This is a genomic window from Aeromonas sp. Lyrl_2 (genome assembly GCF_051948815.1).
In the GTDB taxonomy this organism is placed as follows: domain Bacteria; phylum Pseudomonadota; class Gammaproteobacteria; order Enterobacterales; family Aeromonadaceae; genus Aeromonas; species Aeromonas veronii.
This window is the reverse complement of the sequence record NZ_JAYJLJ010000035.1, coordinates 1-22,698: the sequence shown is the minus strand read 5'-3', so window position 1 is coordinate 22,698 and position 22,698 is coordinate 1. Positions and strand designations below refer to the sequence as shown.

The window sequence follows — 22,698 nt, the reverse complement described above, 5'->3', positions numbered from 1 at the left end:
AACACAAACCCTGCATCGTGGTCGCTTGATCGACCATATCCAGCTGGTGGTCAAAGATTTGGTAGCCAGCCAGCGCTTTTATACGGCCATTCTCACCACCCTCGATATTCCGCTGGGCGGCACAGGGGAGGGCTACTTCTGGGCAGACGAACTGTTTGTCACCTCTGTCGATAGCCCCGCCGCGCTGGGGGTCTTGACCGGTCGCCACCATCTCGCCTTTCAGGCAAAAGATCGCGCCATGGTGGATCGTTTTTATCAGGCCGCACTCACCAATGGCGGCAAAGACAACGGCGTCCCCGGCGAGCGCAATTATCACCCCGGCTATTACGCAGCCTTTGTCCTCGACCCGGATGGCAATAATATCGAAGCGGTTTATCACGGTGAGGCAAAGCGTAGTGTGGAATCGGTGGAGATTCAGTTTTAGAAGAAGAATGAAACACTAGTGACGTGGCCGTTGTTGTGGTGCAATGATGCGCTACGCCTAGCAAAATAGTATTTCCATAATTTTTATTACGGCGCTTTACAGCATTCAAATCTATACGGAATTGCGCGATCAGTGCCGTATTCCATCTAACTACTGTGAAGCTAAAAGGAACATAAAAATGCATGAACAAGAAACGGATGATAATTGCGCATTACTTTGTTCAGATTGTTTTGAGGATGAAGGGCTTAGAATCGATTCATACAAAATTGGCCTTGAGTCATCAGAAGAATGCCCACAATGCAAAAGTAAAAGCGGAAAAAAACTTACTAAAGAGCTTATCTTGGGATTAGCTTGGCGTTTCTTTGTCAGTGGAACAACTGTTCGCTGTGACTATGGCGCAGCGCCAGTAATTCAGACTAATGAGTATCACTATGGAAAAAGTGATATCCGACCATCGCCTTGGCTGGAAAGAGATATAACACTGATTGAAGATGCAGCTAAAATTGGTTTTTTTCACTACGGACCACGATTGTGGATGGTTGGCGAGGTTGAACCACTGAAGGATCTGCAACTAGATGGCAGTCGAGCGAGAATTATTCAGCGTGTAATCAAGGAGTATCCTGAGAGATTGATTCCTGGTGGAATGAAGTTTTATCGACTCAGAATTAACCCTAAAAATCCTGCTAATCATACCGAATATGACAGTCCTCCTATTGAGTTCTCGGGAAATGGACGTTTAGATTCTGTTGATTTATCAGTTATGTACGGTTCCCAGGATATTGATGTTTGCATACATGAATGCCGTGCTTCCACAGAGGATGAAATATATGTTGCAACGTTTGAAACCACTAGAGACCTACACCTTTTAGATCTGACTCATGTTTTAGAGGAGGATGTTACGGAGTTCGAAAGCTTAGATATGGCTATACATATGTTGTTTCTTGCCAAATCTCACTCTTATGAAATATCCAGAGATATAGCTAAGGCGGCACTGGCCGCTGGTTTTGATGGGGTTATTTACCCTTCATTTTTCAGTCTAATTAGAACAGGTGGCCACCCATTTGAAACGAGCTATGGCCTATCCTTACGACGTTACCACCCAGAGCGAGAAAAATATGCAAATGCTTTCACTGTAAAAAACTTCGCACTGTTTGGGTATCCCTTACAGTCCGGCTTGGTGAAAGTAAAATCTATCAATAGGCTTATAATTACCCAAGTCGGGTATCAAGGCCATTTTGGTCCAATAGAGTATTAAGTTAAAATCAAGCCCGTAGGTTCGATTAGCGAAGCGTAATCAGGCGTTCACGATAGAAATATTTCGTGATAGTGCCAGTTGCCTTCAGAGACCGACTTTCACGCTGTCTCATTTTTCACCTGTATCTTTGCTGACGTAACACCCACGCCAAGGAGATAAATGAAGCCTGACTTAACCGGCACTCAGGTTGTACTGCGCACCATTGGCCCGCACGATACTGCCGATCTGTTCGAGATTTATGGCAATCCATTGACCATGGAGTTTGCCTCTGATCCCTGCTTTACCTCTCCCGCCATGGTGGCGCAGATGATGGCGAGCGTGGTGCTGCTGGAGCAAACGGGGGAGTCGCTGGAGTGGGCGATTGTCGAGCGGAAGAGCAATAAGGTGATCGGCACCTGCGGCCTGCACAGTTTTAGCGAGGCGGGTCACAGCTGCGAGGTGGGCTGCCTGCTCAATGCGGCCTATTGGCGAAGAGGGTTTATGTCGGAAGCGCTGGGATTGCTGTTCGCCCACGCCAGCACACTGGGAGTCACCTGCCTCACCGTAGATATCGATGCAGATAACGTCCGCTCTATCGCCCTGTTTGAAAAGCTGGGCTTCAAGGCGCATGCAGGGCGCTATCAGCGCATGCTCCCCTTTGTCTGACCCGAGACCAGAGCCACTACGCCCTCGCCTCTCAGGCCGTTGTGGCAAGGAGCAGCCATAAAAAAACCGGAACCCAGGGGTTCCGGTTTTTTTCATTCCAGCCGAGGCTGGCAAACCAGCAAATTAAGCCTGGTTTTTAACTTCTTTCAGACCGCGGAAAGGAGCTTTGGCACCCAGAGCTTCTTCGATACGGATCAGCTGGTTGTACTTGGCAACACGGTCAGAACGGCTCATGGAACCGGTCTTGATCTGGCCAGCAGCGGTACCAACAGCCAGGTCGGCGATGGTCGCGTCTTCGGTCTCACCGGAGCGGTGGGAGATGACGGCAGTGTAGCCAGCGTCTTTGGCCATCTTGATGGCAGCCAGAGTTTCGGTCAGGGAACCGATCTGGTTGAACTTGATCAGGATGGAGTTGGCGATGCCGTTGTCGATACCGCGCTTCAGGATCTTGGTGTTGGTTACGAACAGGTCGTCACCAACGATCTGGATTTTCTTGCCCAGTTCAGCAGTCTGGTAGGCGAAACCTTCCCAGTCAGATTCGTCCAGGCCATCTTCGATGGAGACGATCGGGAACTTGGTGGTCAGGTCAGCCAGGAAGTCGGAGAAACCGTTGGAGGTGAAGACACGACCTTCGCCTTTCAGGTTGTACTCTTTCTTCTCTGCGTCGTAGAACTCGGAAGCAGCGCAGTCCATAGCCAGGGTGATGTCGGTGCCCAGTTTGTAACCGGCAGCGGCAACGGCTTCAGCGATAACTTCCAGCGCTTCGGCGTTGGATTTCAGGTTCGGAGCGAAACCACCTTCGTCACCAACTGCAGTGTTGTAGCCCTTGGACTTCAGCACTTTGGCCAGGTTGTGGAACACTTCTGCGCCCATGCGAACGGCTTCTTTCAGGGTCTTGGCGCCAACCGGCTGGATCATGAACTCCTGGATGTCGACGTTGTTGTCGGCGTGCTCACCACCGTTGATGATGTTCATCATCGGCAGCGGCATGGAGTAAACACCCGGGGTGCCGTTCAGCTCGGCGATGTGGGCGTACAGCGGCATGCCTTTGGCAGCAGCGGCAGCTTTGGCGTTAGCCAGGGAAACAGCCAGGATGGCGTTGGCGCCGAACTTGGATTTGTTCTCGGTACCGTCGAGGTCGATCATGATCTGGTCAACGGTGGCCTGGTCCTTGGCATCTTTACCCAGCAGAGCTTGAGCGATCGGGCCGTTTACGGCTTCGATGGCTTTCAGCACGCCTTTACCCAGGAAACGGCTCTTGTCGCCGTCACGCAGTTCCAGCGCTTCGCGGGAACCGGTGGACGCGCCAGACGGAGCGGCTGCCATACCAACAAAACCACCTTCCAGGTGAACTTCGGCCTCAACGGTCGGGTTACCACGGGAGTCGATGATTTCACGACCGATCACTTTAACGATCTTGGACATGTGTATTTCCTCAGGTTTCGTAAAAAAACAACAAAAATATGCCAAAAAAAGCGGCTGTGGCACAGTGCCCCAACCGCATTTATTTTCAATTACTTCAAATTACGCTTCTGATACTCGCCTGCCGCCTTCACAAAACCGGCGAACAGAGCGTGACCATCACGAGGAGTTGAGGTGAACTCCGGGTGGAACTGCGCGGCCACGAACCAGGGGTGATCCGGGATCTCGATGATTTCCACCAACTTCTTGTCGGCGGAGAGACCGGTCACTTTCAGACCTGCCGCTTCAATCTGCGGCAGCAGCTTGTTGTTTACTTCGTAACGGTGACGGTGACGCTCGTAAATGGTCGGGCTGCCGTACATCTGACGCACTTTGGAATCTTCGACCAGGTGGCAGAGCTGGGAACCCAGACGCATGGTACCGCCCAGATCAGACTTCTCGGTACGGGTCTCGACGTTACCTTCTTCATCCACCCACTCGGTGATGAGGCCGACGACCGGATACGCGCAATCTTTCTTGAATTCGGAGGAGTGAGCCCCTTCCATACCCGCTACGTTGCGAGCGAATTCGATCATGGCAACCTGCATGCCGAGGCAGATACCCAGGTAGGGGATCTTGTTCTCGCGGGCATACTGGGCAGCCAGAATTTTGCCTTCCACACCGCGCTCACCGAAGCCACCCGGCACCAGGATCGCGTCCAGACCTTCCAGCAGCTCGGCGCCACGGGTCTCGATATCCTGAGAGTCGATGTACTTGATGTTGACGGAGTGACGGGTCTTGAGACCACCGTGCTTGAGCGCCTCGTTGACGGACTTGTAAGCGTCCGGCAGGGAGACGTACTTGCCGACCATACCGATGGTTACTTCACCAGTCGGGTTGGCCTCTTCGTAGATAACCTGTTCCCACTCGGACAAGTCAGCTTCTTTGCACTCCAGACCGAAACGCTCGGTGAAGTAGGAGTCCAGATTCTGGGATTTCAGCAGTGCCGGGATCTTGTAGATGGAGTCGACGTCTTTCATGGAGATGACGGCGCGCTCGGGCACGTTGCAGAACAGGGCGATCTTGGCGCGCTCGTTGGCCGGAATGGCACGGTCAGAGCGGCAGATCAGCACATCCGGCTGGATACCGATGGAGAGCAGCTCTTTGACTGAGTGCTGGGTCGGCTTGGTCTTCACTTCACCGGCAGCAGCCAGGTAAGGAACCAGCGTCAGGTGCATGAACATGGCATTGTTGCGGCCCACTTCGGCAGCCAGCTGACGAATGGCTTCGAGGAACGGCAGGGACTCGATGTCACCTACGGTACCGCCCACTTCGACGATGGCAACCTGATGGCCTTCGGCACCGGCAATCACCCGCTCCTTGATGGCGTTGGTGATGTGCGGGATAACCTGAATGGTGGCGCCCAGATAGTCACCACGACGCTCTTTACGCAGTACGTCGGCGTAGATACGGCCGGTGGTAAAGTTGTTGCGACGGGTCATCTTGGTGCGGATGAAACGCTCGTAGTGGCCCAAATCCAGATCGGTTTCGGCCCCGTCCTCGGTTACGAACACTTCACCATGCTGGGTCGGGCTCATGGTGCCCGGATCCACGTTGATGTACGGGTCCAGTTTCATGATGGTCACATCCAGACCACGGGCTTCCAGAATGGCTGCCAGAGAAGCTGCGGCAATGCCTTTGCCGAGGGATGAAACAACGCCACCAGTAACAAAAATATATTTGGTCGTCATGCTGAACCTGAAAGAAGTTTAGGGAATTTTAAGGGGTGCTTCGGGGATGAAGCAGGACGGGGAAACAGTATACCAAAAACCCCTCTCCCAAACAATGAGCAAAAATCTATCAGGCTCACCGCCCCCCCATCTTGCGCCAAATCAACTTTGCTCGGTTTCCTTCGCCTTATCCCAGGCGGCATCGAGCTTTTCGAGGGTGCAATCGGTCATTTTCAAGCCTTCTGCGGCGATTATCTGCTCAACCTGACGAAAACGACGTTCGAACTTGGCGTTGGCGCCTCGCAGTACCTGCTCCGGATCCTTGCCCAGATGACGCACCAGATTGACGGTGGCAAACAACAGGTCGCCGAGCTCGTCGCTCACTCGCGCCTCGTCCACATCGGCCATCAATGCCTCTTCCATCACCTCGTCGATCTCTTCGTGGATCTTGTCCACCACAGGCCCCAACGTCTTCCAGTCAAAACCGACGGTGGCACAGCGTTTCTGGATCTTGGCGGCGCGGGTCAGGGCAGGCAGCGAGAGCGGGATGTCGTCCAGCACGCTCTCTTTGTCGAGGGCCGCGCGCTCCTTGGCTTTTTCCGCCTCCCAGTTCGCTTTTACCGCCTGCTCGTTGGCAAGGTCGGCATCCGAGAAAACATGGGGATGACGGCGAATGAGCTTTTCACTCACCGTATCGACGATATCGGCGAAGTCGAACAAGCCCCGCTCTTTACCCAGCTGGGCGTAAAACACCACCTGAAACAGCAGGTCCCCCAACTCCCCTTTCAGCCCCTGCCAATCTTCGGTCTCGATGGCATCGGCCACCTCGTAGGCCTCTTCCAGGGTGTGCGGCACTATGGTCTGGAAGTCCTGTTTCAGATCCCAGGGGCAGCCGTTTTGCGGATCGCGCAGACGAGCCATGATGTCGAGCAGTTGAGGCAGATCGTAACGTTGAGACATGGGCTACTCACTTTCGATTCGTTAAATGGGGATGAAGCGACATCAGGCCGCGCAGCCGAGCAATCTCATGTCGAGCAGTTGGGAGAGGTCGTAACGTTGGGACATGGGATATTCGCTTTCGATTCGTTCAAAAAGGGTCGTAAATGCAGACCGGCCACTGGGGCCGGTCGGTTCAATATCAAAGCCGCTTGGCGCTGATCACATCGTTAAGCTGACTGAGCTTGGCCAACGCCCGGTTGAAGGCGTTGATGTTGTAAATCTCCAGCTCCATGTCGATCTCCGCGGTCTGCTCGCGCACGTTGGAGCGCGAGCGCACCCCCATCACATTGATCTTCTCGTTGGCCAGCACGGTCGTGATATCGCGCAGCAGGCCGGAGCGATCGTTGGAGATGATCCGGATGGTGAGGCCATAGCCGCCGGAGTAGTTCTCCCCCCACACCGCATCGATCAGCCGCTCGGGGTTGCGACGTGACAACTCTTTCAACTGCTCGCAATCTTCCCGGTGAATGGATACGCCGCGCCCCATGGTGATAAAGCCCTGAATGGAGTCCCCTGGAATGGGCTGGCAGCAGCGGGCAATATGGGTCATCAGGTTGCCGACCCCTTCCACCACTATGTGGTCTTTGGGCTTGTGGCGCATCGGCGCATTGGCCTTCTGCTCCAGCTTCTCCAACAGGCGGCGATCTTCCTCTTCCGCCGTCGGCTTGTTGTAGCAGGTGTCGAGATAGTTGAGCACCTGGTTGATGCGGATATCGCCGCTGCCGATACCGGCCAGCAGATCGTCGGTGCTCTCCAGATTGAATCGCCGCAGCATGTTGCCCTTGTCGATCTTGGACATGCTGAGGTTGTGGCGATCCAGCTCCTTCTCGAACAGCTCGCGACCGGCCACGATATTCTTGTCCCGATCCAGCTTTCTGAACCAGGTCGCCACCTTGGCCCGCGCCCGACTGGAGCGCAGGAAGCCGGCGTTGGGGTTCATCCAGTCGCGGCTCGGGTTCGGCTCTTTCTGGGTGATCACCTCCACCTGATCGCCGGTCTGCAGCGCATAGGTGAACGGCACGATGCGGCCGTCAATCTTGGCGCCTATGCAGCGGTGACCGATCATGCTGTGGACGTGATAGGCAAAATCGAGCGGGGTGGCGCCAGCCGGCAGGTCGATGACATCCCCTTTCGGGGTGAAGACGTAGACCCGGTCCTCGAACACCTGACTGCGCAGATCTTCCAGCAGGGAGCCGCTCTCGGAGAGATCCTCCTGCCAGGCGAGCAGCTTGCGCAGCCACTCGATCTTGTCTTCGAAGGTGTTGGCCTTGCCGCCAGCCTGCGCCCCTTCCTTGTAGCGCCAGTGCGCCGCAACGCCGAGCTCGGCATCCTGATGCATCTGGTCGGTACGGATCTGGATCTCGACGGTCTTGCCTTCAGGCCCCACCACTACGGTGTGAATTGACTGGTAGCCGTTGGGTTTGGGGTTGGCGACATAGTCGTCAAACTCGCGGGGAATGTGGTGGAACTGGGTGTGCACGATACCGAGCGCCGCATAGCAATCCTGCAGCCGCTTGGTCACTACCCGCACCGCGCGCACATCGAACAACTCGTTGAATTCGAGGTGCTTCTTCTGCATCTTGCGCCAGATGCTGTAGATATGTTTCGGCCGACCGTACACCTCGGCGTCAACTCCCGCCTCTTTCAACCCATTACGCAGGGATTGCACAAACTCGCGGATGTAGCGCTCGCGGTCGAGCCGCTTCTCGTCGAGCTGCTTGGCGATCTGCTTGTAGGTATCCGGGTGCAGGTAACGGAAGGCGAGATCTTCCAGCTCCCACTTGAGCTGGCCGATGCCCAGACGGTTGGCGAGCGGCGCATAGATGTTGGTGATCTCCTGGGCCATCAGCACCCGGGTCTCTTCATCTGCCGTCTTCGCTTCCCGCAGGCAGGCGATCCGCTCCGCCAGCTTGATCACCACGGCACGCACATCCTCGACCATGGCGAGCAACATGCGACGCACGTTGTCGACCTGCTCCGGCGAGGTTTCGCTGCGATGGAGGGTCTGCAGGGAGCGGATGGCTTCCATCTCCAGCACCCCTTCCACCAGCTTGGCGATCTTGGAACCGAAATCCTCGTCCATCCGCTCCTGGCTGATGAGACCGGCTTCGACGAAGGGGTAGATGATGGCGGCCTTGAGTGTACCGATATCCATGCTGAGCATCTGCAGGATGCCCACCATTTCGATACCACGCACCAGCAGCTTGCTGGTCAGCGCCTCGTCACCGAGCGTCAGACAATACTGGTAGACGGTTCGCAGCTGATCCTTTTCACTGTCACTCAAGGAGAGCGAGCTGACCCACTCTTCCAGGGTGAAGTTGTCTTTCAAATGAATATCGCGAACCGCAACCATGGTATCAATCCTTTAAATTATCGGGCCGAAAGCTGTCACTTTCTCCCCTCATGAGATTGCCTCAAATGGGGATATCCAGCGCACTTTTCAAGGCATATTGTCCAGAAAGACAATAGAGCGCGCCAACAGGCCCTGCCGAACGACGAGGGTCTAGATTACCCCAATCACACCAGCTCAAACAGCCGCAGACACGCCAGATTACATATCTGCATCGCCGTACTGATGAGCAGGATTACTTCATATACACACCCGCTCAAACAGACGCAGACATGCCAGATTACATATCCGCATCGCCGTACCGATGAGCAGGATTACTTCATATACACACCTGCTCAAAGAGTAACGAACATGCCGGATGACCTATCCGGCATCGCCGTACCGATGAGTCATTTACTCCCGTTCAAACAGCGCCATGGACTCCAGATGACCAGTGTGAGGGAACATGTCGAGCATGCCGAGGCGCACCAGACGGTAACCCCCTTTCACCAGCACCTGACTGTCCCGCGCCAGGGTGACCGGGTTACAGGAGACGTAGACCACCCGCTTGGGTGAAAGTTTCACGACGTGTCCCATCACTTCCAGCGCGCCAGGACGAGCCGGATCCAGCAGTACCAGATCAAACCCTTCCCGCGCCCAGGACATACCGACGATGTCATCGCTCAGGTCGGCTTTGTAGAAACGGGCATTGGTGATGCCGTTGCGACGGGCGTTCTCTTCGGCCCGCTGCACCATGGCCAGTTCACCTTCCACACCCACCACTTCGCGAGCCTGACGGGCCAGCGGCAGGGTGAAGTTGCCGATGCCGCAGAAGAGATCGAGCACCTTGTCATCCTTGCTCGCCCCGAGCCATGTCAGTGCCTGCTCAACCATGCTCTGGTTGATGGGGCCGTTAACCTGAATGAAATCACCGGGAGCAAATGCAAGAGACAGGCCATCCAGCGAGTAGGATGGGGAAAATTGTTGCTGCAACGCTTCAATGCGATCATCGGCCGCCTGCAGATAGAGGTCGATCCCCTGCGTTTTTGCAAACTCCACCAGCAGGGCGCGATCCGCCTCATTGGGGCGGCCAGTATGGCGCAGCAGCATCATGATCCCCTGCTCGGCCTGGATAAGCTCCGCATGGCCCAGCTCGCGCTGGCTCTTGAGGCGATTGAGGCACTCACGCAGCGGGGCAATCAGCGCAGAGAGCGGCTCGGCCAGCACAGGGCAACTGTCGATCTCCACCAGATCGTTGCTGTTGCGACGGCGGAAACCGACCCGGGTGCAGCGACCGTTTTTGTCAAATTTGATGGCCAGACGACAGACCCGGCGATAGGCACGATCTTCACCGGTCAGTACCGGCTCCAGTGCCGGCGCCTTGATGTTGCCCAACCGCTCGAACAGGCTGACCAGTCCGGCCGCCTTGGCCGCTTGCTGATCGGCAACCGACATGTGCTGGGCACTGCAACCGCCGCACTCGCGATAGTGGCTGCAAAAGGGGGCGATACGATTGGCCGCCGGGGTCACCACCTGTTGCAAGGCGGCGTGACCATACTGCTTTTTCTCTTCGGTGATGCGTGCCTTGACGGTCTCGCCGGGCAGTGCCCCTTCGACAAAGATCGCCTTGCCCTGATGGCGACCAATACCGACGCAGTGGTGATCGAGGGTGTCTATCGTAAATTCAATGCGTTGGAGCTGAGTGGACTTCTTTTGGGGCTTGAAAAACTGGGCCATAAAACTTGGTGCCTATAGGTGGCTATGTCATGATTGTGGAATCTGCTGCTGGGTATTGTCCCACAAGAATAATAGTATGACCAAATACGGCCACAGAGCCCGTGTATTGCCATCAACCCTATCGCCAACCCTGTTCACTGGTGGCCTGTTCGTATGACCAAATATGGCCTGAGAGCACGCGTTCTCGCCTTCACCATCCTGCCAACCCTGATCATCGGTGGCCTGATGGCCGGTTACTTCACCTTCCACCGCTACCAGCAGCTGGAAAACAACCTCATTGATCAGGGGATCAACATTATCGAACCGCTGGCGATCGCCAGTGAATACGGGATGACCCAGCACAGCCGAGAATCCCTCAAGCGGCTGATTGGCCTGACCCATCGCAAGAACTCCCCCTTCATCAAGTCCATCGCGGTTTTCACCCAGGACAACCAGCTGTTCGTCACCTCGAACTACCACCGGGATTTCACCCGGCTCAGGCTGCCCGATGGCGAGCCAATTCCGGATCTGACCAGCGTGACGTTTCAGGGGGATGACATCATTTTGCGCACCCCGATCCAGGCTGAAACCAGTCTGGATGGCTTCCCGCTGCCCAGCGATGTGGAGCCCCCGATGATCGGCTACATCTCGATGCAGATGGCGACCGACAGGGCCATGCTGCTGCAGTACCGCGACACCTTCTTTGCGGTGATCATGGTGCTCATCGGGGTCGCCTTCAGTACCCTGTTTGGCTTCCGGCTGGTCAAGAGCGTGACCCAACCCATCACCAACATGGTGCAGGCGGTGCACAAGATCAGGGAGGGGCGGCTCGATACCCGGGTCAGCGGCCAACTCACCGGCGAGCTGGATATGCTGAAAAACGGCATCAACGCCATGGCCAAGGCGCTCTCCGAATATCACGAAGAGATGCAGCAGAATATCGATCAGGCTACGTCTGACCTGCGCGAAACCCTCGAGCAGATAGAGATCCAGAACGTCGAGCTCGACATGGCCAAGAAGCGGGCGCAGGAGGCGGCGCGGGTCAAGTCGGAGTTTCTGGCCAACATGTCCCACGAGCTTCGCACCCCACTCAACGGGGTCATCGGTTTTACCCGCCAGCTGCTGAAAACCAGCCTGACCCCGAGCCAGACCGACTACATGCAGACCATCGAGAAATCGGCGCGCAACCTGCTTGGCATCATCAACGACATCCTCGACTTCTCTAAGCTGGAAGCGGGCAAGCTGCAGCTGGAGCATATCCCGTTCAGCCTGCGCGACACCCTCAACGAGACCATGCACCTGCTCGGCCCCAGCGCCCACGACAAGCAGCTGGAGCTCTCCCTGCGGGTGGATGCCGATGTGCCGGATTACCTCACCGGCGACCCCATGCGTCTGCAACAGGTGCTGACCAACCTCACCGGCAACGCCATCAAGTTCACCGAACAGGGCAACGTGGATGTCCATATCGAGCAGACCGGCAGTGGCAACCACAAGGTGAGGCTCAACGTCCAGATCCGCGATACCGGCATCGGCATCTCCCAGGAGCAGCAACATCAGCTGTTCCAGGCCTTCAATCAGGCCGACTCCTCCATCTCCCGCCGTTATGGCGGCACGGGCCTGGGCCTCGTCATCACCCAGAAGCTGGTGCAGCAGATGGGCGGCCAGATCCGCTTTGAATCGGAGCTCGGCAAGGGCTCTATCTTCTCGTTCAGTCTGGATGTGGAGGTCTCCCCCCTGCCCCAGACCGATCAACTGCCGCTGGATCGGATCCGTGGCAAACGGCTCTGGCTGCTGGAGCCGGATCCCTTCGCTCAAGCCTCTCTGCTCGCCCTGCTGGCGGAGTGGCACCTCGACGCACACCCACTGACCAGCGATGATCCCTGGCCCGAGATGAGCGAGCAGGAGATGGTGATCATCGGCAGCAGCCCCCTGCATACGCCGCAGCAGGTGATCGGCCGTCTCGACAGACTGAACGGCCAGCAGCAGAACACCATAGTGCTGCTCAGCAGCCACGAGCCGGCGCTCTATGAAGCGATGCTGGCCCATGGCGCCCAGCACTGTCTCTCCAAACCGGTCAACCACCGCAAGCTGCTGCACGCCCTGCTCTCGCCGGAATCGAGCCGCCAGAAGCTGCCCGCCCAGCCTGCGCCGCGCCAGTTGCAGCCCATCAAGGTGCTGGCGGTGGATGACAACGCCGCCAACCTCAAGCTGATCGCCGCCATGCTCAAGGAGATGGTGAGTCAGGTGGTGGTGTGCAAAAACGGCAAGGAGGCGGTCAAGCAGGCACAGAGCCAGCCGTTCGACATCATCTTCATGGATATCCAGATGCCGATCATGGATGGCATCAGTGCCACCCAGGCGATCCGCAACCAGTCCCTCAACACCACCACCCCGATCGTGGCGGTGACTGCCCACGCCATTCCCGGAGAGCGAGAGCGGCTGATCCGGCAGGGGATGGACGACTACCTGGCCAAGCCCATCGACGAGAGCATGCTGGCCCAGCTCATCACCGATTTTGCCCATCGCCGCCACCAGAATAATGGTGCCCAACAGATCGACTGGGCACTGGCGGTGCGGCAAGCGGCAGGGAAAGAGCATCTCGCCAGAGAGATGCTGACCATGCTGCTGGCCAGTTTTGACGAGGTCGAGCCGGTGCTGGATAGCGCACTGGCGGGCGAAATTGAAGATAGCGAGGTGCTGGCCCAGCTCCATCGCCTCAACGGCGGCTGTGCCTATTCCGGGGTACCGGGACTGCAACGGTTGCTCTCCCAGCTGGAGCAACAGCTGCGTGACGGCGTGCCGGTCAGCGAGCTGGAACCCGAGCTGCTGGAGCTGCAAGATGCGCTGGAACTGGTGCGCCAGGAGGCGCCCCGCTATCTCGGCAAGGCTTGATGAGCTTGACCTGAACTGTATCGGCCCCCGCTTTTTCTGACGCGAGGGCCGCCAGATGGTAAAGTTGCGCCGTTTACACAGGAGTCAGCATGACCAACAACGATATTCTGCGCCGTCTGCGCTACGCCCTCACCATCAGCAACGACCAGATGGTCGAGATGTTTGCCAAGGGCAACCTGACGGTCACTCACGCCCAGCTGCACAGCTGGTTGATGAAAGAGGCGGCGGAAGGTGAAGAGCAAGAGGCAGGCTATGTCGCCTGTCCCGACTCGGCCCTGAGCCAGTTCCTCGACGGCTTCATCATCGCCCGCCGCGGCGTGCGGGAAGATGCACCGGCCCAGGTGATCCCGAACCGGATCAACAACAACATGATCCTGCGCAAGCTGCGCATCGGTCTCAACTTCAAGGAAGAGGATATGCTCGGTACCCTCAAGCTCGCCGACTTCAACCTCTCCAAGTCCGAGCTCAGTGCCCTGTTCCGCTCCAAGGATCACAAGCACTATCAGGATTGCGGGGATCAGATCCTGCGCAACTTCCTGATCGGTCTCACGGCCAAATACCGCGGCTAACCAGCCGCGCGACTGACCAGACCGAGCCTTCGACATGTGCCAGCGACTCACTCCTCCCACGCTCAGCAGACTGACTGTGGCAGGGGGATGGCGCTGGCGCTGTCTTCTTCCCCTCTTCTTTCTGCCACTGGTTCTGCTGCTGGGCGCCTGCACACCGTCCGAGTACCAGCTATCTACCCGCTATCAGAGCGCCAACCAGAACGAGCGGATCGCCTTTCTGATCCTCCACTACACCGACGAAGATGATGCCAACTCCTTGCGCCTGCTGACCGAGCCGGAGCACAAGGTGAGCGCCCACTACCTGATCCCCCGCGACAGCCACGAAACACCGCTACCGGTCTATCAGCTGGTGCCGGACAACGCGCGCGCCTGGCATGCGGGACGCAGCCGTTGGCACCAATATGCCGGGCTCAATGCCAGCTCCCTTGGCATCGAGATCGTCAACCTCGGCTATCCAGCAGAAGATGAGCCGCTGGCCCCCGATGCGCGGCGCTGGCAACCCTATACCCCACAGCAGATTGCTGCCGTCGGCGCCCTCAGCCGGGAGCTGGTCGCCCGCTACCAGATTCCACCGACCCAGGTGCTGGGCCACAGCGATGTCGCCCCCGAGCGCAAGCAGGATCCCGGCCCCCACTTCCCCTGGCGCCAGCTCTATCTGACGTACGGGGTCGGCGCCTGGCCCGATGAAGGTCGGGTAGCCGAGTTACTGGCCAGCCCCTTGCCCGACTGGGATGCGGCCATGTGGCAGCAGCAGTTGGCCCGCTATGGCTATGGCCTGCCCCAGAGCGGCCAGTGGGATGAGCAGAGCCGCGCCGTCTTGGGCGCCTTTCAGCTCCACTTTCGCGCCAGCAAGGTCGATAGCAAACCGGACCGCGAGTGTCAGGCCATCCTGATGGCGCTGCTCGAAAAATACTTCCCCTAATACTCATCCATTGCCCCCGTTGCTGCGTACTGTTTGATAGCCGTTAGCTATCAAACAGTTAGGCACAAGCAATTGTCCCTGCATTTTGCAAGGCGTTATTCTGACTGCGTTCCGAAAGAGAATTTAAAACCGATTTCCAAATCTGGAGGTGAATGATGAAAAGCCCGATTGGTCTTGATACTGCTCAATCACAAGCCCTGGCAGCCGAGTTGAACAAATTGCTGGCCAGCTACCAGATCCTCTACATGAACGTACGCGGCTTCCACTGGAATATCCGTGGCAACCAGTTCTTCGAACTGCACCTGAAATTTGAAGAGATTTACAACGACCTGCTGCTGAAAGTCGATGCACTGGCCGAGCGGATCCTGACCCTGGATGGCGTGCCCATGCACAGCTTCAGCGACTACCTGAAAGTCTCTGCCATCCCGGAGCAAAAAGGGCTGCACGATGGCCGCGCCTGTGTCGAATCCCTGCTGGATAGCTTCCGCGAACTGCTGGTCGCCCAGCGTCGTATTCTGGGCCAGGCCGCCGAAGCCGGTGATGAGGGCACTGCCTCCATCCTCTCCGACTATGTGCAGCAGCAGGAAAAACTGGTCTGGATGCTGCGCGCTTATCTGGCCTGATAGTGAACCAAGCCGACTACAGCGTACGTATGCTGGCTTGAGTAAGTACCGGGCCGACAGCTCCTGACCAGACCACGGCCCAATCCTTCTGATTGTTATGTTCTGTTGCAAACCTGAGTTGTCTCTCCTTTTATCCACCCGCTTGCCGCCCTGTTTGGGCGGCTTTTTTTGTTTTTGATCTGCATCAAGGGAATCTTAATTGGCAAATTGAATGCCTATTAAGTTTTTCGCGAGAGGAATAGAATCGCCACAAAACAGACAACTGAAATGTCCAATTAGGAGAGGCATGATGTTTTGTGTGCAATGTGAACAGACAATTCGTACCCCAGCTGGCAACGGCTGTGCCTACGCACAAGGTATGTGCGGCAAGACGGCGGAAACCTCGGATCTGCAGGATGTGCTGATCTATACCCTGCAGGGTCTCAGCGCCTGGGCGCTGGCCGCCCGCGAGCCGGGCATCATCGACCGCGAGATCGATGCCTTCGTGCCCAAGGCCTTCTTCGCCACCCTCACCAACGTCAACTTCGACTCGAATCGCATCGTGGCTTACGTCAATCAGGCCCTCGCCTATCGCCAGCAGTTGGCCGATCGTCTGACCGCCATGGCGGTGCAGGTCAACGACTTACCACACTCCGCTTACTTCGAACCCGGTGCCGAGCTGCTGGAACAACTTGCCCATGCCGCGCCAGCCGCCCCCAATCGGGGCAAGAGTGAGGTGAACGAAGACATCATGGGGCTGCGCCTGCTCTGCCTTTACGGCCTCAAGGGCGCCGCAGCCTACATGGAGCACGCCCGGGTGCTGGATCAGCAGAGTGACGAGGTGGCTGCCGAATTCCACCGCATCATGAGCTGGCTCAGCACAGATCCGAGCGAAATGGGTCGGCTGTTCAGCTGTGCCATGGAGATCGGTCAGCTCAACTTCAAAATCATGGAGATGCTGGATCTGGGTGAAACCAGCGCCTTCGGCCATCCGGAGCCGACCCAGGTACGCGTCACTCCCATCCCCGGCAAGTGCATTCTGGTCTCCGGCCACGACATGATGGATCTCAAGCTCATTCTGGAGCAGACCAAGGGGACCGGCATTAATGTCTACACCCACGGCGAGATGCTGCCCGCGCTGGCCTATCCCTTCTTCAAGCAGTACCCCCATCTGGTGGGCAACTACGGATCCGCCTGGCAGAACCAGCAGAAAGAGTTTGCCAACTTCCCGGGCGCCGTGGTGATGACCTCCAACTGCATCATCGACCCGAACGTGGGCAACTACTCGGACCGCATCTTCACCCGCTCCATCGTCGGCTGGCCGGGCGTAACCCATCTTGAGGGGGATGATTTCTCCGCCGTGATCGCCAAGGCCCAAGCGCTTGAAGGCTTCAAACACACCGAACTCGAACACTTCATCACCATCGGCTTTGCCCGCAACGCTCTGATGCAGGCAGCACCCGCGGTGATCGAGAAGGTCAAGGCCGGGGAGATCAGCCACTTCTTCCTGGTGGGTGGCTGTGACGGCGACAAGGCCGAGCGCGCCTACTTCACCGAGTTTGCCAAGGCGGCACCGCGCGACAGCCTGCTGCTCACCCTGGGCTGCGGCAAATACAAGTTCAACAAGCTCGACTTTGGCGACATCGGCGGCATTCCGCGTCTGCTGGACGTGGGTCAGTGCAACGATGCCTACTCCGCCATTCAGTTGGCGCTGGCACTCTCCGAGGCGTTCGAGTGCGGTGTCAACGATCTGCCGCTGACGCTGGTGCTCTCCTGGTTCGAGCAAAAAGCCATCGTTATTCTGCTCACCCTGCTCTCCCTCGGGGTGAAGGACATTCGTACCGGCCCGACCGCCCCCGCCTTCCTCACTCCGGCTCTGCTCAAGGTGCTGGAAGAGCAGTTCGGTCTGAAAGGGACCACCACGGCCGAGGCTGACTTGGCCGAGATCCTGGCGGCCTGATCGGCACCTCATGTTGTAAGCGTTTGGCGAGCCGCCCGGCTCGCCTTTTTTCTGGACCCGGCTTTTTCACCAGACGTTTTTCAAACCGTTTCAAACCTTATCAAACCCAAGGAGCCTTGTGATGACCTCTCTCACGCTCACCTGCATTGGCCGCCAACAGAACACCCACGACGTAGTGAGCTGGCAGCTGGCGCCTCTTTCCGGCAGCCTCCCACCGGTACTAGCTGGCCAGTGCATCACCCTGCACACCGAGATAGACGGCCAGCCGGAGTGCCGCGCCTATACCCTCTCCTCCAGCCCACAGGATGCATGCTGGCAGGTCACCATCAAGGATGTGGGGCTAGTCTCCCACCATCTGCACCAGACCTTGCAGGTGGGAGACAAGATCCGGGTGGATGGCCCGTTCGGCGATTTCAACCTGACCGCCCTGCCCTGCGAGCGGCCGCTGCTCTTGAGCGCTGGTTCCGGCATCACCCCCATGTGGGCCATGTTGCGGGACGAGCTAGCCAAACGGCCGGATGCCGATATCCGCTTTATCCATAGCGCCCGCTCGCCAGCAGATGTGATCTTCGCAGATGACTTGGCTGCATTGGCCGAAGCCCATCCCGGTGTACGGCATGCCCTGATACTGGAAGAGGCGCCAACGGCTCATCCCTGGGTGGGCCGACTCACCCCCGCCATGCTGGCCGAGCTGGCCCCGGATCTGCGCGAACGCCATGTCTATCTCTGCGGCCCAGCCCCCTATATGGCGGCGGTCAAAACCATGCTGACAGAGCTGGGACTGCCGCCGGAGCAGCTGCATCAGGAGTCTTTTGGCCTTCCTCCAGCAGAGCCTGCCACCACCACCAGCGACCACTTCTGGCTGACCCTGAAAAAGAGCGGCAAAAAGGTGAAGATCCTGCCGGGTCAGACCCTGCTGGCGGCGCTGGAAGCGGCGGGCGAAACCATGATGGCTGCTTGTCGCGCCGGGGTATGTGGCAGCTGTCGTTGCACCACCACAGGTGACATCGAGCGCCAGAGCGTGATGACCTTGAGTGCGCAGGATCTGGAGAGCGGCGTTGCTCTGGCCTGTTCCTGCACTGCGAAAGGGGATATCAGTCTCGATTATTGAGATACACAAAGGGCTTCATTGGTATCTCAACCTTTTCCCGAGCGGGCAGGACGGGTAGACTCGGCCCCAGTTTCACCAGAACACGGGATAAAAAATGACAATACTGGTCACAGGGGGCGCCGGCTATATCGGCTCCCACACCCTGGTTGAGCTGCTCGGCGCGGGGCAGCAGGTCGTGGTACTCGACAACCTATCCAACTCCTCACCGGAGTCACTCAAGCGGGTCGAGCAGATCACCGGCAAGCCGGTCACCTTCGTCGAAGGGGATGTGCTGGACAGAGCCTGCCTGCAGCAGCTGTTCGCCAACCACCAGATCGAATCGGTCATCCACTTCGCCGGTCTCAAGGCGGTCGGAGAGTCGAGCCAGATCCCGCTCACCTACTACCAGAACAACATCAGCGGCACTCTGGTGCTGTGTGAAGAGATGGCCAAGGCTGGCGTTTTCCGGCTGGTATTCAGCTCCTCGGCCACCGTCTATGGCGATCCCGCCTCGGTGCCGCTGCGGGAAGATTTCCCCACCAGCGCCACCAACCCCTATGGTCGCTCCAAGCTGATGGTGGAGGAGATCCTGCGCGATCTCGCCAAATCCGATCCCCGCTGGGCTATCGTACTGCTGCGTTACTTCAACCCGGTCGGCGCCCACGAGAGCGGCCTGATTGGTGAAGATCCCAACGGCATCCCCAACAACCTGCTGCCCTATATCAGCCAGGTGGGTGTCGGCAAGCTCAAGGAGCTGGGGGTATTTGGCAACGACTACCCGACCCCGGATGGCACCGGCGTGCGCGACTACATCCATGTGGTGGATCTCGCCATCGGTCACCTGAAAACACTGGCACGCATCAAGAGTGACACCGGCGTCTTCACCTACAACCTGGGCACAGGTCAGGGCTACTCGGTACTGGAGATGGTCAAGGCGTTTGAAGCGGCCAGCGGCCGACCCATTCCCTACCAGATCAAACCCCGTCGCCCGGGCGACATCGCCGAGTGCTGGGCAGAGCCGACGCTGGCCCGTGCCGAGCTGGGCTGGCAAGCAGAGCGCGGTCTGGAGCAGATGATGGTCGATACCTGGCGCTGGCAAAGCAACAACCCGAACGGCTATCAAGGCTGATCTCTCGCGGGTGGATAACAGAACGCCCCGACATTTTCATGTCGGGGCGTTTTATTTTGCGACGTTCAATTAGTGGGTCTGACTGCGCAGCAGCGGCACACGAGCCAATCGGGGGGCAATGCGGTCTATCAGCCGATCCGCCAGCGGGGTCAGCAGCACCCAGGGCAGGCAGAGGGTGGCCAATCCCAAAGCACCGACATAGACATCGGTAAACCAGTGGGCGCCGGAGAAAATTCGGGGCGCAGAGAAGACCGGCACCATCAGCAGAGCGCAGATCCCGGCACTGCGAGGCAGGTAGCGCAGAGCAAAGCCGGCAAAGATCATCAGGAACAGGGCGTGATCCCCTGGGAAGCTGTCACCGGAAGAGTCCTTGGTCGGGATCTCGCTGAGATGGGTGACTCGCAGGGCATCGCTCACCATCAGGGTCGGGCTGGGTCGCTCCACCGGCAACTGGTGACCAAACTGGTTGATTACCAGTGCACTTAGCAGCATCACTATGCCCATCGCTACCAGTTGGCGACGACCCGCCAGATCCCGTGCAAAGAAACAGCGGGCCAGGATCAGCCCCATACAGGCCAGCACCGCCAGATCGAACAGCCGGTTATTGGTGATGGACACCAGATCGGCCCACAGAGCCGACTGCCCGAGCCAGCCGTTAACGGTATGAAAAATCGCGAGGTCCCACTGATCCCAGGGACCGTGAGCGGGCAGCGCAGCCCAACTGATGGCCACCAGACCACCGACCAAATAGCAAAGCAGGAACTTGCCCATGGGGACTCTCCTTTGGAAAAGGGCGATATCGTAAAACTGTAGAGTGCGTCACAAAACCGAAGAATTGTAAGAAAGTGCGACATAATATCAAGCTTCAAATAAAACCCACAAATCCATTCAAGCCTCACACACCCCAACAGCGCCAAGATTTCTGCCTTCGGTGCTGCATCTGTGGGCCGCTCACCATGAGTGCGGCTTGTGCCACCACGGCAACACCCCCTAGAATGCGCACTTCCCTTTACTGCGAAAGGAAGCGGTATGCATATTCACATTCTCGGGATCTGCGGCACCTTTATGGGTGGTCTGGCGGTGTTGGCAAAACAGCTTGGTTACCGGGTGACCGGCTCGGACGCCAATGTCTATCCCCCCATGAGCACCCAGCTCGAGCAACAGGGCATCGAACTGACCGAAGGCTATGATCCCTCTCAGCTCGATCCGGCGCCGGATCTGGTGGTGATTGGCAACGCCATGAGCCGCGGCAACCCCTGTGTTGAATATGTGCTGGACCGCAATCTGCCCTACATCTCCGGCCCCCAGTGGTTGCTGGAGCACGTGCTGCAGGATCGCTGGGTGCTTGCCGTCGCCGGCACCCATGGCAAGACCACCACCGCCAGCATGCTGGCCTGGGTGCTGGAGTACGCCAAACTGGAGCCCGGTTTCCTTATTGGCGGCGTGCCGGGCAACTTCCCGGTCTCCGCCCGCTTGGGCTCTGCCCCCTTCTTCGTCATCGAAGCAGACGAGTATGACTGCGCCTTCTTCGACAAGCGCTCCAAGTTCGTCCACTACCATCCGCGCACCCTGGTGATGAACAATCTGGAGTTTGACCACGCGGATATCTTCCCGGATCTCGCCGCCATCCAGCGCCAGTTCCACCACCTGATGCGCACCGTACCGAGCAACGGTCGGGTGCTGTTCCCGAAGGCAGATGACAACCTCACCGCCGTGCGCAAGATGGGCTGCTGGAGCGAAGTGGAGCTGGTGGGTCAGGATGACGCCAAGTGGAAAGCGGTCAAGCTGGCCGATGACGGCTCCGCCTTCGAGGTGTGGCTGGATGGCGAAAAGCAGGGTGAGGTGCACTGGGAGTGCATCGGCGAGCACAACGTCAACAACGGTCTGATGGCCATCGCTGCCGCCCGCCACGCCGGTGTCATGGTAGAGCATGGCATCGCCGCCCTCTGCCAGTTCAAATCCCCCAAACGGCGGATGGAGCTCAAAGGCGAAGTGGCGGGCATCAGCGTCTATGACGACTTTGCCCACCACCCCACCGCCATCGAGACCACCCTCGGCGGCCTGCGCGCCAAGGTAGGCTGCTCACGTATTCTGGCGGTGCTGGAGCCTCGCTCCAACACCATGAAGCTGGGGGTTCACAAGGAGGAGCTGGCTGGCTGCTTCGATGGCGCCGACGAGGTGTTCTTCTTCCAGCCGCCCAACATCGGCTGGGATCTCGGCGAGGTGACGGCCCATATGACCCGTCCGGCCAAGGTATTCAACGATCTGGAGACCCTGATCAACCGGCTGGTGGCCGAGAGCCGCGATGGCGACCATATTCTGATCATGAGCAACGGCGGCTTCGGTGGCATTCATGACAAGCTGATCGCCCGCCTCAAGGATTACCACGGCGAACTATGAACAAAGCGATCACCCTGGCGCTGACCGGCGCCTCCGGCGCACCCTACGCCCTGCGCCTGCTCCAGTGTCTGGTGCAGGCGGACTATCGGGTCTACCTGCTCGCCTCATCGGCAGCTCGTGTGGTACTCAAGACCGAGCAGCAGCAGGATTGGCCCGGCTCGCCGAAAGAGCTCTCTGCCTATCTTTGTCGCCAATATGGCGCCAAGGAGGGACAGATTGTCGCCTGCGGCAAGGAGGAGTGGTTCTCGCCGGTGGCCTCCGGTTCGGCCGCGCCCAAACAGATGGTGGTCTGCCCCTGCTCCATGGGCACCGTCTCGGCCATTGCCAATGGCACCTCGGACAACCTGCTGGAGCGGGCAGCGGATGTGGTGATCAAGGAGCGCGGCCAGCTGATCCTGGTACCCCGCGAAACCCCCTTCTCGGCGATCCATCTGGAGAACATGCTGAAACTGGCACGGCTCGGAGTGACCATCATGCCCGCTGCTCCCGGTTTCTATCATGAGCCGAAAAGCATCGCCGATCTGGTGGACTTTATGGTCGCCCGTATCCTTGATCATCTCGGTGTCGAGCATGAGCTAACCCACCGCTGGGGCTATGGCCACCACTGAGCTGATCACCACATTCGGCCATAAAAA

General features: G+C 58.1%; 18 protein-coding genes. 12 read left to right on the top strand and 6 right to left on the bottom strand.

Annotated features, from left to right (window positions below):
* The 3 genes from VF684_RS20075 to VF684_RS20065 form a co-directional block, all read left to right on the top strand.
* On the top strand, window positions 1-424 hold a 424-nt coding region (locus tag VF684_RS20075; protein ID WP_440174372.1), incomplete at its 5' end, for a VOC family protein.
* A gap of 178 nt (window positions 425-602) precedes the next feature.
* On the top strand, window positions 603-1,679 hold the full coding sequence (locus VF684_RS20070; RefSeq protein WP_201998892.1) for an RES family NAD+ phosphorylase: 1,077 nt from the start codon (window positions 603-605) through the stop codon (window positions 1,677-1,679).
* Between the two features lie 159 nt (window positions 1,680-1,838).
* A complete protein-coding gene (locus VF684_RS20065; protein ID WP_139441216.1) occupies window positions 1,839-2,324 on the top strand; it encodes a GNAT family N-acetyltransferase in 486 nt (161 codons plus the stop codon).
* A 123-nt stretch (window positions 2,325-2,447) separates the two neighbouring features.
* Here VF684_RS20065 and eno read toward each other — a convergent pair whose 3' ends face one another.
* The 5 genes from eno to rlmD form a co-directional block, all read right to left on the bottom strand.
* On the bottom strand, window positions 2,448-3,749 hold the full coding sequence (gene eno / locus VF684_RS20060) for a phosphopyruvate hydratase (RefSeq protein WP_005335583.1): 1,302 nt from the start codon (window positions 3,747-3,749) through the stop codon (window positions 2,448-2,450).
* Between the two features lie 89 nt (window positions 3,750-3,838).
* Complete coding sequence (pyrG, locus tag VF684_RS20055) at window positions 3,839-5,476, bottom strand: glutamine hydrolyzing CTP synthase (protein ID WP_005335584.1); 1,638 nt, start codon at window positions 5,474-5,476, stop codon at window positions 3,839-3,841.
* 141 nt (window positions 5,477-5,617) lie between these two features.
* Window positions 5,618-6,415: a nucleoside triphosphate pyrophosphohydrolase gene (gene mazG / locus VF684_RS20050; protein WP_005335587.1), complete on the bottom strand. Its 798-nt coding sequence runs from the start codon at window positions 6,413-6,415 to the stop codon at window positions 5,618-5,620.
* A 178-nt stretch (window positions 6,416-6,593) separates the two neighbouring features.
* The gene (relA, locus tag VF684_RS20045) at window positions 6,594-8,807 is read right to left on the bottom strand and encodes a GTP diphosphokinase (protein ID WP_005335588.1); all 2,214 of its coding nucleotides are present in this window, start codon (window positions 8,805-8,807) and stop codon (window positions 6,594-6,596) included.
* A gap of 390 nt (window positions 8,808-9,197) precedes the next feature.
* Complete coding sequence (gene rlmD / locus VF684_RS20040; RefSeq protein ID WP_058056632.1) at window positions 9,198-10,520, bottom strand: 23S rRNA (uracil(1939)-C(5))-methyltransferase RlmD; 1,323 nt, start codon at window positions 10,518-10,520, stop codon at window positions 9,198-9,200.
* 153 nt (window positions 10,521-10,673) lie between these two features.
* Here rlmD and barA point away from each other — a divergent pair, with 153 nt between their 5' ends.
* From barA to galE, 7 genes are all read left to right on the top strand, one after another.
* Window positions 10,674-13,391 carry a two-component sensor histidine kinase BarA gene (gene barA, locus VF684_RS20035; RefSeq protein WP_270656512.1) on the top strand — a complete coding sequence of 906 codons (2,718 nt, stop codon included), beginning with the start codon at window positions 10,674-10,676 and terminating at the stop codon, window positions 13,389-13,391.
* Window positions 13,392-13,480: 89 nt separating this feature from the next.
* Entirely contained in the window at window positions 13,481-13,960 is a 480-nt protein-coding gene (locus VF684_RS20030; protein ID WP_005335594.1) for a DUF1456 family protein, read from the top strand.
* A gap of 34 nt (window positions 13,961-13,994) precedes the next feature.
* The gene (locus VF684_RS20025; RefSeq protein ID WP_440174371.1) at window positions 13,995-14,882 is read left to right on the top strand and encodes an N-acetylmuramoyl-L-alanine amidase; all 888 of its coding nucleotides are present in this window, start codon (window positions 13,995-13,997) and stop codon (window positions 14,880-14,882) included.
* Between the two features lie 155 nt (window positions 14,883-15,037).
* A complete protein-coding gene (locus tag VF684_RS20020; protein ID WP_005362843.1) occupies window positions 15,038-15,505 on the top strand; it encodes a Dps family protein in 468 nt (155 codons plus the stop codon).
* Window positions 15,506-15,794: 289 nt separating this feature from the next.
* Window positions 15,795-17,444: a hydroxylamine reductase gene (gene hcp, locus VF684_RS20015; protein WP_440174373.1), complete on the top strand. Its 1,650-nt coding sequence runs from the start codon at window positions 15,795-15,797 to the stop codon at window positions 17,442-17,444.
* 121 nt (window positions 17,445-17,565) lie between these two features.
* A complete protein-coding gene (locus VF684_RS20010; RefSeq protein ID WP_440174370.1) occupies window positions 17,566-18,555 on the top strand; it encodes an FAD-binding oxidoreductase in 990 nt (329 codons plus the stop codon).
* Window positions 18,556-18,649: 94 nt separating this feature from the next.
* On the top strand, window positions 18,650-19,663 hold the full coding sequence (galE, locus tag VF684_RS20005) for a UDP-glucose 4-epimerase GalE (protein ID WP_440174369.1): 1,014 nt from the start codon (window positions 18,650-18,652) through the stop codon (window positions 19,661-19,663).
* Window positions 19,664-19,732: 69 nt separating this feature from the next.
* Here the strand turns inward: galE and VF684_RS20000 are convergent, their stop codons facing one another.
* Window positions 19,733-20,434, bottom strand: a complete 702-nt coding sequence (locus VF684_RS20000) for a phosphatase PAP2 family protein (RefSeq protein ID WP_139441221.1) — start codon at window positions 20,432-20,434, stop codon at window positions 19,733-19,735.
* A gap of 258 nt (window positions 20,435-20,692) precedes the next feature.
* Here VF684_RS20000 and mpl point away from each other — a divergent pair, with 258 nt between their 5' ends.
* Both mpl and VF684_RS19990 read left to right on the top strand, forming a co-directional pair.
* Complete coding sequence (gene mpl / locus VF684_RS19995; RefSeq protein ID WP_139441222.1) at window positions 20,693-22,063, top strand: UDP-N-acetylmuramate:L-alanyl-gamma-D-glutamyl-meso-diaminopimelate ligase; 1,371 nt, start codon at window positions 20,693-20,695, stop codon at window positions 22,061-22,063.
* A complete protein-coding gene (locus VF684_RS19990; RefSeq protein WP_069529846.1) occupies window positions 22,060-22,671 on the top strand; it encodes a flavin prenyltransferase UbiX in 612 nt (203 codons plus the stop codon). Before mpl ends, VF684_RS19990 begins: the two co-directional genes overlap by 4 nt.
* Window positions 22,672-22,698: the final 27 nt, after the last annotated feature.

Bases quoted from the DNA above. Each gene is read 5' to 3' on its own strand.
- VF684_RS20070 (WP_201998892.1), top strand. From the start codon at position 603: ATGCATGAACAAGAAACGGATGATAATTGCGCATTACTTTGTTCAGAT.
- VF684_RS20065 (WP_139441216.1), top strand. From the start codon at position 1,839: ATGAAGCCTGACTTAACCGGCACTCAGGTTGTACTGCGCACCATTGGC.
- eno (WP_005335583.1), bottom strand. From the start codon at position 3,749: ATGTCCAAGATCGTTAAAGTGATCGGTCGTGAAATCATCGACTCCCGT.
- pyrG (WP_005335584.1), bottom strand. From the start codon at position 5,476: ATGACGACCAAATATATTTTTGTTACTGGTGGCGTTGTTTCATCCCTC.
- mazG (WP_005335587.1), bottom strand. From the start codon at position 6,415: ATGTCTCAACGTTACGATCTGCCTCAACTGCTCGACATCATGGCTCGT.
- relA (WP_005335588.1), bottom strand. From the start codon at position 8,807: ATGGTTGCGGTTCGCGATATTCATTTGAAAGACAACTTCACCCTGGAA.
- rlmD (WP_058056632.1), bottom strand. From the start codon at position 10,520: ATGGCCCAGTTTTTCAAGCCCCAAAAGAAGTCCACTCAGCTCCAACGC.
- barA (WP_270656512.1), top strand. From the start codon at position 10,674: ATGACCAAATATGGCCTGAGAGCACGCGTTCTCGCCTTCACCATCCTG.
- VF684_RS20030 (WP_005335594.1), top strand. From the start codon at position 13,481: ATGACCAACAACGATATTCTGCGCCGTCTGCGCTACGCCCTCACCATC.
- VF684_RS20025 (WP_440174371.1), top strand. From the start codon at position 13,995: ATGTGCCAGCGACTCACTCCTCCCACGCTCAGCAGACTGACTGTGGCA.
- VF684_RS20020 (WP_005362843.1), top strand. From the start codon at position 15,038: ATGAAAAGCCCGATTGGTCTTGATACTGCTCAATCACAAGCCCTGGCA.
- hcp (WP_440174373.1), top strand. From the start codon at position 15,795: ATGTTTTGTGTGCAATGTGAACAGACAATTCGTACCCCAGCTGGCAAC.
- VF684_RS20010 (WP_440174370.1), top strand. From the start codon at position 17,566: ATGACCTCTCTCACGCTCACCTGCATTGGCCGCCAACAGAACACCCAC.
- galE (WP_440174369.1), top strand. From the start codon at position 18,650: ATGACAATACTGGTCACAGGGGGCGCCGGCTATATCGGCTCCCACACC.
- VF684_RS20000 (WP_139441221.1), bottom strand. From the start codon at position 20,434: ATGGGCAAGTTCCTGCTTTGCTATTTGGTCGGTGGTCTGGTGGCCATC.
- mpl (WP_139441222.1), top strand. From the start codon at position 20,693: ATGCATATTCACATTCTCGGGATCTGCGGCACCTTTATGGGTGGTCTG.
- VF684_RS19990 (WP_069529846.1), top strand. From the start codon at position 22,060: ATGAACAAAGCGATCACCCTGGCGCTGACCGGCGCCTCCGGCGCACCC.